General features: G+C 41.1%; 2 protein-coding genes. Both read right to left on the reverse strand.

Features of this window, described 5'->3' with window-relative positions; genetic code table 11:
* Positions 1-42: 42 nt before the first annotated feature.
* Positions 43-8943, reverse strand: coding sequence for an SIALI-17 repeat-containing surface protein (locus QMQ21_RS06655; protein WP_261814132.1), 8901 nt, complete (start codon positions 8941-8943; stop codon positions 43-45).
* 414 nt (positions 8944-9357) lie between these two features.
* Positions 9358-18486: a pneumococcal collagen-like adhesin PclA gene (pclA, locus tag QMQ21_RS06660; protein ID WP_261814133.1), complete on the reverse strand. Its 9129-nt coding sequence runs from the start codon at positions 18484-18486 to the stop codon at positions 9358-9360.
* Between the last annotated feature and the right edge of the window lie 65 nt (positions 18487-18551).

The raw sequence follows: 18551 nt of genomic DNA on the forward strand, positions 1-18551 counted from the left end.
TCACGTAGGGAAAGCTACCAAGGATCAGATGAGATCATCTATTTAAGCTTCCTCTTCATCGTCTTTTTTCTTTTTGGCAAATAGCAAACCAAATGCACCAAGAAGAGAGAGAACTCCTACTGCACCTGTAGTACGGTCTTCTTGTATACCAGTATTTGGCAATACTGCTTGAGTTTGAGAAACGGATGGATTCGTTTCTGACACTTCATTCGGCAATTGAGTAGGTACTTCAACTGTTTGACTTGGTTGTTCAGCCGGTTGAGCAGCTGGCACTTCAGCAGGGATAACAGTATCTGGTCTAGGATTTGTATCGTCAGATGGTGTAGCTGGTCCTTGTTGGCCGTCACCTGTTGATCTAACTGGACTCACTTTCCTGAAGATGTGAGTTACAACATCACCTTTAGTTTCTGTTCTTACAAATACATACCCTTTAATTTCACCATGTTCAAATGCTTCATTGGCTTCACCTAATACCTTTGGTGCTTTGGCATCTGCTGGTTTCAATTCTTTACCATTTTCATCAACCCACTTGGTGATCATCAGTTGAATTTTAGATACTTCTACTGGATCAGGAAGCTCACCATTTACACCTCCATTGAATTCTGGGACTTCATGTGTTGGTGAATTTGGTGTATTCGCTCCGCCATTAAACTCTGGCAAGATTTCTTGAGTTTCCGGTTCTCCATTGACACCACCTGCAAACTCTGGAACTTCATGAATTGGTGAATCTGGTGCGTTCACTCCGCCATTAAATTCAGGGTTTTCCGAAGTTTCTGGCTCACCTTTTGCATATGCAAATACCAATTTATCTCGAGAAATTTCATGACTTACTTTTGTTTCCGGATCAGTGATTGTTACATTACTTTTTGAATCAACAGTTATGTCTTTTCCAGGATTTGCTTTTTTCACATTTTCCTTCACTTTATCTTGTTCTTCTTGTGTTAAATTATCAGGATCTTTCACTGGTACTTTCTCCATCGGAACTACTGGACTGAAATCTTCTGGATTCACAGTAATTACAACATCAACATCTTCTGTACTTCCATCTGGATACGTTACAGTTACAACACCTTTTTTCTCCCCATGTTTTGAAGTATCTGGAATTTTTCCATCTTTCCATCCAAAAGTCGTTCCTTCTGGTAACGTTTTTACATTTTCAATACTATCTTTTGCAGATGGTACTTGAGCATGTTCTACTGTTTGAGCTTTTGGTTGGGGATCGTAATCGTCTTTTTGTGGGGTTACTTCAACCGTTACTGTCACTTCTTCCGTACTATGGTCTGGATAGGTGATTAATACTTTTCCTGGCTTACTTCCTGATTTACTTGTATCTGGTTGTTCGGACCAGCTATAGTTTGTTCCTGCTGGTAAGTCATTGGTATTAATACTTTTCTCTGGATCTGGTACTTCGTTGTGACGAACCGTTTGGTTTGGCTCTTTTGCCGTTGGGTTAAACGTGTCACTTTGTTTCTTAACTGTGACAGGAACTTCGACCTCATCTTCTGTTCCATCTGGATAATGAACTAAGGCTACTCCTGGATGACTGCCCGGTGTGCTGACATCTGGCCTTGTCTTCCATGTAACAGTTGTGCCTTCTGGTAAGCCGGTTTTGTTTACACTTGTTTCTGGATCTGGTACGTGTCCATTGTCCACTTCTTGAGGGATTCCAGTTGGTGTGTATTCATCTTTTTGTGGCGTTACGTTTACCGTTACCGTCACTTCTTCCGTACTCTTATCTGGATAGGTGATTAATACTTTGCCTGTCTTACTTCCTGGTTTACTTGTGTCTGGTTGTTCTGACCAGCTATAGTTTGTTCCTGCTGGTAAGTCGTTTGTATTAATACTTTTCTCTGGATCTGGTACTTCCTTGTGACGAACCGTTTGGTTTGGCTCTTTTGCCGTTGGGTTAAACGTGTCACTTTGTTTCTTAACTGTGACAGGAACTTCGACTTCATCTTCTGTTCCATCTGGATAATGAACTAAGGCTACTCCTGGATGACTGCCCGGTGTGCTGACATCTGGTCTTGTCTTCCATGTAACAGTTGTTCCTTCTGGTAAGCCGGTTTTGTTTACACTTGTTTCTGGATCTGGTACGTGTCCATTGTCCACTTCTTGAGGGATTCCAGTTGGTGTGTATTCATCATTTTGAGGAGTTACGTTTACCGTTACCGTCACTTCTTCCGTACTATGGTCTGGGTAGGTGATTAATACTTTTCCTGTCTTGTTTCCTGGACTTGTATTGGTATCTGGTTTGTCTACCCATGTGTAGGTTGTGCCACTTGGTAAACCGTCTGTGTTGATACTTCCTTCTGCGCTTGGCTCACTGCCGTGTTTAGCCGTTTGGTTTGGCTGTTTCGCTGTTGGGTTGAAGGTATCCTTTTGTTCCTTAACCGTAATTGGTACTGTGACTTCATCTACTGTTCCATCTGGATAATGAACTAACGCTACTCCTGGATGACTTCCCGGTGTGCTGACATCTGGATTTGTCTTCCATGTGACGGTTGTGCCTTCTGGTAAGCCTGTTTTGTTTACACTTGTTTCTGGATCTGGCACATGTCCATTGTCTACGGTTTGCGCAATACCAGTTGGGCTGTATTCATCATTTTGTGGAGTTACGTTTACCGTTACCGTCACTTCTTCCGTACTATGGTCTGGATAGGTGATTAATACTTTTCCTGTCTTACTTCCTGGTTTACTTGTGTCTGGTTGTTCTGACCAGCTATAGTTTGTTCCTGCTGGTAAGTCATTGGTATTAATACTTTTCTCTGGATCTGGTACTTCGTTGTGACGAACCGTTTGGTTCGGTTCTTTTGCCGTTGGATTGAACGTATCTTTTTGTTCCTTAACCGTAATTGGGACAGTGACTTCGTCTTCTGTTCCATCTGGATAATGAACTAAGGCTACTCCTGGATGACTGCCCGGTGTGCTGACATCTGGTCTTGTCTTCCATGTAACAGTTGTTCCTTCTGGTAAGCCGGTTTTGTTTACACTTGTTTCTGGATTTGGTACGTGTCCATTGTCCACTTCTTGAGGGATTCCAGTTGGTGTGTATTCATCTTTTTGTGGCGTTACGTTTACCGTTACCGTCACTTCTTCCGTACTCTTATCTGGATAGGTGATTAATACTTTGCCTGTCTTACTTCCTGGTTTACTTGTGTCTGGTTGTTCTGACCAGCTATAGTTTGTTCCTGCTGGTAAGTCGTTTGTATTAATACTTTTCTCTGGATCTGGTACTTCCTTGTGACGAACCGTTTGGTTTGGCTCTTTTGCCGTTGGGTTAAACGTTTCTTTTTGTTCTTTTACCCTTACTGGTACTTCGACTTCATCTTCCGTTCCATCTGGATAATGAACTAAGGCTACTCCTGGATGACTGCCCGGTGTGCTGACATCTGGTCTTGTCTTCCATGTAACAGTTGTTCCTTCTGGTAAGCCTGTTTTGTTTACACTTGTTTCTGGATTTGGTACGTGTCCATTGTCCACTTCTTGCGCTATTGCAGTTGGGCTGTATTTTCCACGCATTGACCAAACTGTAATATTTACTAAGATTGATGTCGAATTCCCAGCTTTATCTCTAGCTACTATCGTTACACCATACATTACATTGTCAGAATCAATTCTCGGTACTTCTCTAACACCCTCTTTGAACACAATTGTTCCAGAAGCTTGATCAAATGTTAAGAATGAAGGCATATTATTTACTTCAATCGTAGCAACTCCACTACCATTTGCATTATCTTTTGCCTCAATCTTCATAGGAGGCAATGTTTTATCTAAAGCCGTCATTCCCCAGTTTGTATGTTCTGCTGGTGTTTGAATTGTTGGATCCGTAACATCTTTTACTTTCAATGGAATTGTAACGTCTTGTTCTGAACCATCAACATATGTTACTTTTGCTTGTATTGTTTGATCTCCATATGCCTCGGTGTTAATCGGTGCTTTGGCTTCAACTGTTACAATTTTAGTATTTCCATTCTCACCTTGCGCATTTGTAGCAGTTACTGCTCCTTTTAACATTTCTGGAGTAACTGATACATTTTGATTTACTTCAATTTGTGTTCCATTAGCTGTAAAATCTTCACTTACTTTTCTCACCGTTACATTTACTGTCACTACATCTTTTGAGCCATCTGGATAAGTGATTTCCACTTCCCCAGTTGTTGCGCCTGGTGTACTTACTACAGGGGGTGTCTTCCATGTTACCTTTGTTCCATCTGGCAAGCCTGCTTTATCTACACTTTTATTAGGATCTGGCACTTGTCCATAACTTGTATTTTGTGGAATTGGCGTAGGATTAGTCTTCGCACTCATTGAAGATACAGTGATTTTCGCAGTTCTTTCAGTGAAGTTTCCAGCATTGTCTTCTGCTCGAATATTTAATGTAAATTCTTGACTTGGTGTATTTTCAGGTAGTTTTTCTACTGCTTCTTTTCCTGATTTGAATTTAATAGTATTATTCGCACTATCATATTCTAGATAATCAGGTAACCCTGTCACAGTAACGTTTTTAATTCCACTTCCGTTCGCATTATCTTCCGCTCTTACTTCCATATTTGGTAAAGCTTTGTCTAATGCTGTCATTTCCCAGTTTGTATTTTCTGCTGGTGATTGGATTGTTGGTGGTGTCACGTCTTTAACTTTCAGAGGAATGGTCACTTCTTTAGTTGTTCCATCTTTGAAAGTTACTGTAGCGTTAATAGTTTGTTCACCATAGTTAGCTGTGCTGATTGTAGGTGCTGTAACTGTTGAAATCTTATCTGTTCCATTCACATTTCCTGCTTTTGAAGTTGCAGTTACTTTCGCTTTTAAGTCGTCATTTGAAACTGAATCATTTTGATTTACTTCAATTAGCGTTCCAGTTACTTCGTATTCTGAGCTAAGTCCTTTTACAGTAACTTTTACATTTACGATATCTTTCGAACCGTCTTTATACTTTACTTCTACTACACCATCTTTTTCTCCAGGCCCATCGGTCGTTACTGGTGGTGTTTTCCAAGCATAACTTGTCCCTTCCGGTAAGCCTGTTTGATTCACGCTTGTTCCTGCATCTGGAGTTGCCCCATAACTCACTGTTTGTTTGTTCGGATTTGCTGTTGCATCATATTTGGTAGTCATTGATTTCACAGTAAACGTTAATTGTGAAGTACTACTATTATTCGCATTATCTGTCACTCGAATTGTAGCTGTATGTGTTTGAGAATCTGTACCAACTGGTAATTTTGGAACTTCTTGAGTACCATCTTTAAACTTAATGGTTTTATTCGCATCATCATAAGTTAAGAAATCTGGTAAGTCTGTTACCGTTGTTGACCGAACACCACTTCCTCCTGCATTGTCTTCAGATGTTACTTTAATTGGAGAAAATGCTTTATCTAATGCTATTAAATCGATATTCTGACCATTCGCTGGTGTTTGAATCGTTGGAGCCGTTACATCTTTTACTTCTAAAGGAATTGTTACCGTATCCCTTGTATCATCGAGATAGGTTACCGTTGCTGAAATTTCTTTGTTCCCTGTCTCAGCAGTACTAATTTTCCCAACAGGAGTAACAGTTTTCACCTTACTATTACCGTTTTTATTAATTGTCACAGCAGATTTTAAGTCTTGTTCTGAGACAGTATCGTTTTGATTTTTGACAATTTTTGTAGCTGTAGGTTCATACTCATCACTTAGCTTACGAACTTTTACAGTAACCGTTACTTCATCTACTGAATCGTCTGGATAAGTAACTTTCACGACTCCTGTTTTATTTCCAGGTCTATTCGTATCTGGTGCAGATTTCCATGTATATTGAGCATCAGTCGGTAATCCTGCTGTATTCACACTTGTTTTCGGATTAGGAGTTTCACCATGGCTCACTTCTTGAATCGTTGCATTCGCTTGTGGATTATACTTTTCAGCCATAGGCATGTGAGTAATACTAAATGTTCGTTCACTACTATTTCCTGCATTATCTTCCACACGTAATGTTATATTTCTTGTAGTTCGAGTTCTTCCAGACAATTTTGGAACTTCACGTTCTCCATCTTGGAAAACGATGCTACTTGTCGCTTTATCATACTTCAAGAAACTTGGTAAGTTCATTGGAACAATACTCTTTATTCCACTTCCTCCAGGATTATCAGCAACTGCTACTTTAATAGGTGGCAATGTCTTATCTAATGCTGTGATTTCCCATGTTTGACCTTCTGTTGGTGTTTGAATTGTTGGAGCAATTACGTCTTTTACTTCTAGAGGAATATCAACTGGATCAGTGGTATTATCCAGATAAGTTACTGTCGCTTTTATGGTTTGTGAGCCTGCATGCACAGTGCTTATAGGCGCTGCAGTAACTGACTTGACTTTTCTAGTTCCACCATTATCCACTGTTACTGCTGCTTTTAATCTATCATTCGTTACTGGATCATTTTGATTCACAGTAATTGTCTTTCCAGTTGGTATATGTTCATCACTTAGTTTACGGACTTTCACGGTTACAGGTACTGTATCTGTTGAGCCATCTGGATAGGTTACAGTTACGACTTCGGTTTGATCCCCAGGGCCTGTTGCCGTATTAGGTTGTGTTGCCCATCCGTATCTTGTACCTGTTGGCAGCCCATTTTTTTGAATACTTGTTCCTGCATCAGGCGCTTCCCCATAACTCACTTCTTGAATTTGAGAATTAGCAACTGCTGTATATTTTTGTGTTTGAGATTGAATATGGAAAGTAATATTTTTAGTCGCAGTATTTTCTTTTTTATCAACCGCTTTAACAGTCACTTGAATACTTGATTTACCAAGTTGGAAATTATTTGGAATAACGCCATTAATTTCAATTTTTGATTTTTTTGCATTGTAAGATAATGGATTCGGTAGATTGTCAACCGTTACAGAGTTACTTTCTTTGAGACCTACTCCTTTATCATTATCTTGAGCGTGAATATTGATTTCACTAGGTAGTCCTTCTAATCTCGTTAATGTAATATTATCAGGGGCAGTAATTGTCGGTTTAATATTATCTACAATCTCAACTGGGACATTCACAGTTTTCATTAAATGACTACCACGAAGAATTTCGATTTCTTTATGTTGTACACCTGCTGCAGAGGTATCCACATTAGAAGAGCCACCTTTCCAACGAACTGTTAATTCTCCTGGAACTGCTGAATTATCTGAAACTGTCACGTAATTTCTAGCATCCCCTAGTTGACCAGACTGATTCTGATTAATTTTTTTATCTTGTTTTCCTAGAAAATCTAAAACTGTATAAGGAGTTGTTACATCTTTTGTTACTCCATTTTCATAAGTTGTTGTGACAACAACATTTCTTGTCCCTGCTTGTTGCAAGTTAAACGGTGTTTTATACGTTACCTGAGCCGTTGTCGGTACTTCGTGACCTGTTTTAGAGCGTACTAATTCCCTTGGATTCGTATATATTTCTTTTGAATCCCCAAAATAAGCCGTCAGACTAGAATGTTTTGCTTCAACATCATTTGTCGCATTTGTTTGGATGGTTTTAGGATTGAATCCATCTTTAAAATGAATCGTCATTGTTGCACCATCAGCTGATACTTCAGCATGGTCAAAGTCAATATGATTCGCACGATTAACCACATTTGGATGCTCTGCTTTAAATTTTTCAATTAAAGCATTCTTTTCTGTTTCCGTTAAATGACGGACATCATCCACATAAGTTGGCGTTAAATTATTAACAGTATTACGTTCACTTTGAGGTTTGATAGTCAGAGTATAGGTAATTGTATTTTGCTTATTTTTTCCGTTCGCCCCAATTGTAATATGATAAGTACCTGGTGTTACATTACCGCCATTCCCTATAGTCCCAACAAGAGCCATTTGCACTTCAGGATTATTTACATTCCAATAGTTAGCAGCAATATCTACTTCTTCTTTCTTTCCTGTTTGGAAATTTTTATAAGCTACACGTAGTTTTAAACCATTAACTTGATCTAAACCACTAATAATTCCTACTCGTTTTACATAATATGGAGTAGGATCTTCCTCACCACGTTTTGGACCATTCGGATATCTTACTAACGGTTCCCCATTTCCTCTTTTACCATATGCTGTCATCACCGAGAATAAAGTATCTGAATTATAAAAAGTTAATTCTTTTTTATTTTCGTTTACTAACGCATTACTACCCTCGTATTTGTTAGCAATTGACGATATCCAAATCGCTCTAAACCCACTCTCTCCCTTACCATCAATTGGTTTTCCATTCCGTGGATCACGTTTTCCAGAATGCTCGCGAGTTACTCTATTAGCTACTTTGTTGCGGAGGCTCTTCGCTTCATTTAGAGCACCATCAACTTCACTTTCAGTGGCTTTTCCCTCAGATAAATCTGCAAATACTTGAAGAGATTTGTTTTCAGATTCACTGAATTCATAACTGATTTCTCCTGCCAGTTGGTTAATTTCTGAGACAAGAGCCTGAACCTTAGCAATCTTTTCTGTTAAAAGATTTTTCTTTTCATCACTATCATTTGCTTTGTCTGCTTGCTTTTCTTTTGTTTCTATGTCGTTACTTTTCTCTTCCAGTTGAGCAAATGAGTCCGACAAAGCTTGAACTTCTTTATCTATCTCGTCCTGACTAGCGCCTGCCTTATCCAAGACTGCTTGCGCACGCGACAAAGAGAGATTAAGATTTTCAACTGATTTAGCTGTCTTAGTCTGTAAATCAGTGTTCCTAATCTTTTCAATTAATTCATTTAAAGCGGTTTTATCCACAATCTTGACTGGATTCTCTGCAGTCTTTTCGACACTTTTATCTTCTGATACATGTTCAAAAATCTTATCTGATTCTTTAACCTGATTTTCTACCTGTGGATGATTTTCCACATCGTTTGGAACCTTTTCACTATTGGGTTCCTTTTCTTTAACTGTAGTTGAATCACTTAAAGACGCAACCATTTCATCAGCATGAACAAGATGTGGATTCTGTATCATCACTGCTCCTGTAGTCAAAAAAAGAGTGCATCCAAAAAGAAAATGCTTCCCTTTCTTTATCATCCGCCAATTCTTTTGATTGATTCCTTTTCGATTAAAAAACATTAAGAACTCCTTGCTTCAAATTATAAAATTACTTCTTTATATATTATATTCTTTTATTCCCTAAGATGCAAACCTTTTCGTCATATAATATATTATTTATAAAAATTTACCATATCTTCCTAAACATTACTTCACTTAGTACTATATCGAGATTTCGTATATGCAGTAACCTAAAAAACCTTGAGCGTTACCACTCAAGGTTTTTAGCAGTCTTTTCCATCATAGGAAAATCATTCTAAGAATATTCTTTCATTCGAGATCTATCACTTATCATCTTCTTTCGAGAAATTAGTGACTGCTTTTGGCTGATTAATCTTCCTTTCTTCGTCCTACATATAGGCTCAATAGAATACCGCTACCTAGAAGAACAGAGATATAATCAGATTGGCTTCCAGTTTCAGGTAATTTGTCACCATGGTTTTCTTTAACTGTAGTTGGAACTACTGGGTTAGCATTTACTGGAGTTGCTGGTTGAGCCGGTGTTGGTACTACTGGTTGTTCTGGAACCGCTGGTACTGGTTTAACCGGTACTTCTGGTGTTGGAACAACTGGAGTTGGTTGTACTGGCACTTCTGGTGTCGGTACATTTGGTGTTGGTTGCGCTGGCACAGGTTTAACCGGTACACTTGGTGTTGGTTGTGCTGGTACTGTTGGCATATCTAATTCTGGTACTTCAGTAACTTCAGGCATACCTGGTACTCCACCGTTAAATTCTGGCAATTCATGAACTTCTGGCATTCCTGGCACACCACCGTTGAATTCTGGCAATTCATGAACTGGTGGTTCTGGCATTGCAAACGTTGGTCCTTCTGGCACATTACGTGTTGGAGGAACTGGTTTGTCATTTGATGGTGTTACTGGTTTGTCTTGGCATCCACATTTTCCGTCTTTGCCGTCTCGACCATCACGTCCATCTCTACCATCTTTGCCATCTTTAATAACTGTTTTTGTCACAGTTCCATCAGAATTGATGATTGTGATTGTATGACTACCATCACCATTATCTTCAACAGAAACTTTTGGTGATTTACCATCTTTACCGTCTTTAATCACCATTTCTGTCTTACTTCCATCCGGATTAGTGATTGTTACAACGTGAGTTCCGTCGTTATTATTTTTAACAGTTACACTTGGTGAAACGCCATCTTTACCGTCTTTACCATCTTTGATAATAGATTTGTATTCACGACCATCAGAATCTACGATTGTTAATGTATGAGTTCCGTCTCCGTTATCAACGATGTTAGCTTTTGGTGATTTACCATCAAAGATTGTAGTTGTAGTTTCTTTACCATCAGCACCTGTCACTTTAATAGTGTGTGAACCATTGTTGTTATCAATCACTTCAAGTTTTGGTTCTTTACCATCACGAACTGTAGTTGTTGTAGTTGTACCGTCTGAGTTCACAACTGTGATAGTGTGAGTTCCATCTCCGTTATCCACAACCTTAGCAGTTGGTGATTTACCGTCACGAACTGTGGTTTCAGAAACAGTACCATTACCGTTTTCTACACGAATTGTGTAAGTACCATCATGGTTGTCAGTAACAGTTGCTACTGGTGATTTACCATCTTTAATGATTGTTTCAGTAGTTGTGCCGTCACCATTTAGAACTGAGATTTTGTGAGTTCCATTTTGTTCATCAGTTATAGTAACTTTTGGTGATTTACCATCACGAACTGTGGTTTCAGTTGTCACACCTTCTGGATTTGTAATAACGATTGTATGACTTCCGTCTCCATTATCACGAACAGATGCGGTTGGTGTACGTCCGTCAACACCGTCACGTCCATTCTTAACGACAAACTCATTCTTAGTTCCATCTGGATTTGTAATTGTTACTGTATGGCTTCCATCTGGATTTTCAGTAGTTGTTGCTGTTGCAGCTTTACCATCTTTACCATCTTTGATGATAGCATTCGTAACATTACCGTCTCCATCCGTAACTTTAACAGTATGAGTTCCATCATTGTTATCCGTTACTTCAACTTTTGGAGTCTTACCGTCTTTACCGTTTTTAACAACTGTTTCTTTAGTTGATCCATCTGGATTTGTTACAGTAATTGTATGACTTCCATCTGGATTTTCTGTTGTAGTGATATTGGCAGTTTTACCGTCTTTACCATCTTTAACTTTCGTTGTAGATTCTGAACCATCAGGGTTTCTAACAGTAATAGAGTGTGTTCCATCTCCATTGTCTTTTGTAGTAATAGTTGGAGCTGAACCATCACGTCCATCGATACCGTTATAAATATCTTTACTATTTAATACTTTATCGACACCTTCATCATATACTCCGTTGTCATTAACATCATCATAAACTGTCACTCGGATACCGTTACGTGTTGGAGTTGCAGTTGCATCTGTATCACGTCTAGTTCTTGAAGGTGAAGTAATATCTTCTACTTTGATTTTCGGTGCACGGCCATCTTTACCATTGTCACCTTTCTCACCAGTTGCTCCTTTTTCACCGGCTACCCCTTGAGGTCCTCGGATGTTACCAATCTTGTTCCAAGAACCATTTTCTTTCTTGTAAACATCACCTGTATTGGCATCGATATAAGTATCACCGTCTTTACCATCATTAGCAGTTGGGGCAGTAGCTCCACTTAGTAACTCAGCACCGTTTCGGCCATCACGTCCATCATGTCCGGAAGCTCCATTTGTACCATTACGTCCGTTTGTACCATTCAAGATATCACTTGTACCAATTAATTCATCCACACCTGGATCGTATTTACCGTTACCATTATTATCATAGTAGGCTGTAATACGAGTACCTTCTACTGGTTGTGATTCTGTTGAATCGGTAGTCGCTGGTTGTGTAGTTGCTGGTTGTGAACCTGTTGCATCGGTAGTTGCTGGTTGAGCTGATGAAATTACTTCATCTGGATTATCTCCTGCACTTCTCGCTCTTCTTGCACTTCTTGATGTTCCAGAAGGTTGTGAATTAGAAGTTGATCCAGCACCTCTTCTAACTGCTTCCACCAATGCATTTAAGTCAATAGTTGGTGTACGTCCATCTTTACCATTCTTACCATCTTTCACTGTAAAGGTTACTGGATCTTTACCTGGTGTTGTGATAGTTACAAGAGTGCTTTGGCCATCTTTTCCAGGTTGAGTTGTAATTGTAGGAGTTTGTCCATCTTGACCTGTTGCTCCAGTTTCTCCTTTTTCACCATCATGAACAAAGACTGTAGTTGGTTGTGAACCATCATGGTTATCCACCGTGATTTCTACACCTTTATGACCTTCTTCATCCTTACGAACAGCTGTTACTGTTGGAGAGACACCGTCTACTCCATCTTTAATAACTGCTAGAGGTTTTTCTGGGTTCAATGGTTGACCTGGATGTGCTGGATCTTCTTGGTAAACTTTAGTTTCTTTACCATCTTTGACAGTAATTAATGATTTACCATCACGTCCGTCCGCACCTTTAGCACCATCTTTAATCATTTCAGAACCTAGAAGTTCATCAGTTCCTGGAGTATACTTACCATCATTGTTTTCATCAGTATAGAATGTCACAATTGTATGAGATGGATTTCCGTTTTGTCCTTCGACACGAAGCAAATCAACTTTTGGAGTTTTACCGTTCAGACCATTTTCTCCGTTCTTAACATTTACTGTAACTGGATCTTTTCCTGGAACAGTGAATGTAATGTCAGTACTATGGCCATCTTTACCTGGAGTTACAATTACTTCTGGAGTCTTACCATCTTCTCCACGTTCACCTTTATCACCCTTAGGGCCTTTGATGTTGCCTTCTTTTTCCCAGTTGCCGTTATTCTTAACGAAGACGTCACCTGTTTCTGTATTAACGTATTTATCGCCGTCTTTACCTTGATGTGCTTCTGGGTTAACTTTGCCGTTCAAGACGTCTTTTCCGTCGCGTCCATCACGTCCGTCACGACCTGCTGCGCCATCACGTCCATCGCGTCCTGGTAAACCTTGAGCTCCGTCTTGACCATCACGACCTTGAAGACCTTGTTCACCTTTGTCCCCTTTAGGGCCTTTGATGTTGCCTTCTTTTTCCCAGTTGCCGTTATTCTTAACGAAGACGTCGCCGGTTTCTGTATTGACGTATTTATCGCCGTCTTTACCTTGATTTGATTCTGGGTTAACTTTGCCGTTCAAGACGTCTTTACCGTCGCGTCCATCTCGTCCGTCACGACCTGCTGCGCCATCTCGTCCATCGCGTCCTGGTAAACCTTGAGCTCCGTCTTGACCATCACGACCTTGAAGACCTTGTTCACCTTTGTCCCCTTTAGGTCCTTTGATGTTGCCTTCTTTTTCCCAGTTGCCGTTATTCTTAACGAAGACGTCGCCGGTTTCTGTATTAACGTATTTATCGCCGTCTTTACCTTGATTTGATTCTGGGTTAACTTTGCCGTTCAAGACGTCCTTACCGTCGCGTCCATCACGTCCGTCACGACCTGCTGCGCCATCACGTCCATCGCGTCCTGGTAAACCTTGTGCTCCGTCTTGACCATCACGACCTTGAAGACCTTGTGCACCTTTGTCCCCTTTAGGTCCTTTGATGTTGCCTTCTTTTTCCCAGTTGCCATTATTCTTAACGAAGACGTCACCTGTTTCTGTATTAACGTATTTATCGCCGTCTTTACCTTGATTTGCTTCTGGGTTAACTTTGCCGTTCAAGACGTCTTTACCGTCGCGTCCATCTCGTCCGTCACGACCTGCTGCGCCATCACGTCCATCGCGTCCTGGTAAACCTTGTGCTCCGTCTTGACCATCACGACCTTGAAGACCTTGTGCACCTTTGTCCCCTTTAGGTCCTTTGATGTTGCCTTCTTTTTCCCAGTTGCCATTATTCTTAACGAAGACGTCACCTGTTTCTGTATTAACGTATTTATCGCCGTCTTTACCTTGATTTGCTTCTGGGTTAACTTTGCCGTTCAAGACGTCTTTACCGTCGCGTCCATCTCGTCCGTCACGACCTGCTGCGCCATCTCGTCCGTCGCGTCCTGGTAAACCTTGTGCTCCGTCTTGACCATCACGACCTTGAAGACCTTGTTCACCTTTATCACCCTTAGGTCCTTTGATGTTGCCTTCTTTATCCCAGTTGCCGTTATTCTTAACGAAGACGTCGCCTGTTTCTGTATTGACGTATTTATCGCCGTCTTTACCTTGATTTGATTCTGGGTTAACTTTGCCGTTCAAGACGTCTTTACCGTCGCGTCCATCTCGTCCGTCACGACCTGCTGCTCCATCTCGTCCATCGCGACCTGGTAAACCTTGTGCTCCGTCTTGACCACGTTCACCTTGAAGACCTTGTTCACCTTTGTCCCCTTTAGGTCCTTTGATGTTGCCTTCTTTATCCCAGTTGCCGTTATTCTTAACGAAGACGTCACCTGTTTCTGTATTGACGTATTTATCGCCGTCTTTACCTTGATTTGCTTCTGGGTTAACTTTGCCGTTCAAGACGTCTTTACCGTCGCGTCCATCTCGTCCGTCACGACCTGCTGCGCCATCACGTCCATCGCGACCTGGTAAACCTTGTGCTCCGTCTTGACCACGTTCACCTTGAAGACCTTGTTCACCTTTGTCCCCTTTAGGGCCTTTGATGTTGCCTTCTTTATCCCAGTTGCCGTTATTCTTAACGAAGACGTCGCCTGTTTCTGTATTGACGTATTTATCGCCGTCTTTACCTTGATTTGATTCTGGGTTAACTTTGCCGTTCAAGACGTCTTTACCGTCGCGTCCATCACGTCCGTCACGACCTGCTGCGCCATCACGTCCATCGCGACCTGGTAAACCTTGTGCTCCGTCTTGACCACGTTCACCTTGAAGACCTTGTTCACCTTTGTCCCCTTTAGGTCCTTTGATGTTGCCTTCTTTATCCCAGTTGCCGTTATTCTTAACGAAGACGTCACCTGTTTCTGTATTGACGTATTTATCGCCGTCTTTACCTTGATTTGCTTCTGGGTTAACTTTGCCGTTCAAGACGTCTTTACCGTCGCGTCCATCACGTCCGTCACGACCTGCTGCGCCATCACGTCCATCGCGACCTGGTAAACCTTGTGCTCCGTCTTGACCACGTTCACCTTGAAGACCTTGTTCACCTTTGTCCCCTTTAGGGCCTTTGATGTTGCCTTCTTTATCCCAGTTGCCGTTATTCTTAACGAAGACGTCGCCTGTTTCTGTATTGACGTATTTATCGCCGTCTTTACCTTGATTTGATTCTGGGTTAACTTTGCCGTTCAAGACGTCTTTACCGTCGCGTCCATCTCGTCCGTCACGACCTGCTGCGCCATCACGTCCTGGTAAACCTTGTGCTCCGTCTTGACCACGTTCACCTTGAAGACCTTGAGCACCTTTGTCCCCTTTAGGGCCTTGTGGTCCTGCAACTCCGGCTTCACCTTTTAGACCTTGAGGTCCACGAATGTTACCAATCTTATCCCAAGTTCCGTTTTCTTTCTTATAAACATCACCTGTAGTTGCATCGATATAAGTGTCGCCATCTTTACCATCATCTGCTGTTGGTGCTTTAGGTCCACTTAATAATTCAGCACCATTACGTCCATCTGCTCCGGCTGCACCTGCTGCACCATTGGCACCGTCTGTACCATTTAAAATATCAGCTGAACTAATTGGCTCGTCAACTCCTGGATCATATTTACCATTTCCATTGTTATCGAAGTAAGCTGTAATACGAGTTCCAATTACTTTTGGTTTTTCAGTTGGAGCTGGGGTATCTGGTAATGCTCTTCTTACTCTTCCGCTTCTTTGATTATTCAGTCTTACTGCTGCCTCTGCTAAAGCATTTAAATCAATATTTGGTGTACGTCCATCTTTTCCGTCTTTTACATTAACGGTTACAGGCTCTTCTCCTGGAACTGTAAATGTAATGTCAGTACTACGGCCATCTGCTCCACGAGCAGTTGTAACTTTAGGAGTTGCTCCCTTGTCACCTTTTTCACCTTTAGCACCATCTGCAATTACAACTTCTTTTAATTTCTTATCAGAAGCATCTAATTCGTTGTTTCCATTTTTATCGTAATAGAAGATAACAGTTGTTGTTTTATCTGCTTCATTTCGTTGAGTCGCAACTAATGGACTTGCGCCATCGAAACCATCTCTTACAACAGTACTTGTAACATTACCTCTACCGTCGTTAATCGTGATAGTGTGAGTACCGTCATCTTTATTATCTCTAACGGTTACGGTTGGAGTTACACCGTCACGACCTGCCTGACCTTGGGCTCCAGTCAGACCGCGTTCGCCTTGGTCACCTTTTTCACCTTTAGCACCTTGCGCTCCGGTTAGACCGCGTTCGCCTCGGTCTCCTTTTTCACCTTTAGCACCTTGGGCTCCAGTCAGACCGCGTTCACCTCGGTCTCCTTTTTCACCTTTAGCACCTTGGGCTCCAGTCAGACCACGTTCGCCTCGGTCTCCTTTTTCACCTTGCGCACCTTGAGCTCCAGTTAAACCGCGTTCACCACGGTCTCCTTTTTCACCTTTGGCACCTTGAGCTCCAGTCAGACCGCGTTCGCCTCGGTCTCCTTTTTCACCTTTGGCTCCTTGAGCTCCAGTCAGACCGCGTTCACCTTGGTCCCCTTTTTCACCTTTAGCACCTTGGGCTCCAGTCAGACCGCGTTCGCCTCGGTCCCCTTTTTCACCTTTGGCACCTTGCGCTCCATCTTTAATAGAAATTTTTTGAACAAGTTCGTCTACACCTTCAGTATAAACACCGTTGCCATCGTTATCAAGATAGAAAGTGAGGTTATTTGTATCACCGACTTTATTTTGATCTACACGTGGTTTTACTGTATCGATTAGCTCTTTAGCCACACCAATTTGCATAATACGTGGCTTAGCTTCTTTAATAACTGAATTACTAATTGGCAATCCTAGGATTGTTTCGTTACCCAATTGATGAACTTTATAGGTGATTTGACGTTTTCCTTTTTCACCTTCTCGAACTAATCTAGTTTGACCTTCTGGTAACTTACTAGTTGGAAGATAGACAGTTTGGAAATCAATGTCTTCTGTAACAGCCTTGTTACTAGAACCACCATTTGGATTGGCATCCAAGTATAGTGGGTTTGCTCTATAATAATAGTTAGAGTTACTGTATGGATCATTGCTAGTAGCAGCACCGCCACCACCTTGATCCACGTTAAAAGTAACAGGTTTCAAACGAACAGACAAGTCACCATTTGGATTATTGATTGGCAAGCTAAATCTGATAGTTTGTCTCTCACTCGTTGAAGTAGCAGAAGTCATACTGTATCCTGAGTGAGATACGTAGTTGGCACCCTGACTAACAGGTTTTGATTGCTCTCTTAACCTTGGAGTGGTGATAGTCGCATTTGAAGGATTTCCAAATCCATCCCCTTTATCCAAGATAAAGTTATTATTAACAAATTCACCTGGTCCAGAATAATCAATTGTGAAATTCAATTGATTACCTCGACGTACTGTTGTTACATCGTAATGAATAGGATTTCCACCACGTGAGTTCCCGTAGCCACGGAAACTATAACTTTTACCAGCTTGACTAATATCGGCAAATGCAACTGTATTTCCAGAACCTGAGACAATTGGGTTGGCTGGATTGCTAGCCGCTCTAAAACCACTATGCCCTTTATCCAAGTCTTCCTTACGGATAGCTGGATTTTGGCGAGCATCAGAAAGGCTCAAACCTGGTTTCAAGATTTCATTAGTAGATTCTGGAGCTGAAGTTGTTTCAACTTTAGCAGGTGCATTAGTTGCTAAAACGCTACTATCAACAGCTGAACGGTCAGTCGTTGTTACAGCTGGTTTAGCTTCTTCTTTGGCTTCTGCTGTGTCAGCTTTCTTCACTACTGGAGTTTCTGATACTGTTCCTTTATCAGAGTTAGAACGAAGTTCTAGACCAATAATAGCTGATTGAATAGATGACTCTGCTGCTGATACTTCAGCTTCAGTCGCATCTGCTTTCCCAAGCAAACCTTGACCAGCTTGGATACTTGCTTGCAAGTTAGCAACACTTGCTTCTGTATATAACTTGCTTTCTAATTTTTTAGCACGTGAAAGAGCTGTTAACAATTTTGACTTGTCAACAGCATCTTGCTGTGTTACTTCTTCTTTTTTATCTTTTACTTCTTCAACTTTTTCTGCTGACGTTTTAGCTTCATCAGATTTAGCTGGAGTCGTTTCTACTGGGTTAGCAACAGTTGGAGCTGCATAAGTTGTTTCTTTTTTAGGTGTTGATACTTCTGCTGGTTTAGTAGCTTCTTCTACCTTATCAACAGAAACACTGTTAGTAGCTTCTGGGTTATGTTCCTCTGCTTGTACTGCTTGCGCATTGGCAGCAGTTCCCAAGACTAAGGCTGTCCCGAGCAAGACACTAGCTGCACCAAAGTGATACTTACGAATAGAGTATCGTTGTTGCATGCTATACCAGTCAAATGATTTCTTATGTGAATGTTTCATTTTGAACTCCTAGATAATATTTTATAATTCCCACTCTACAACTATTTGATATATAAATCAATATT

Source organism: Streptococcus bouchesdurhonensis, assembly GCF_948472335.1.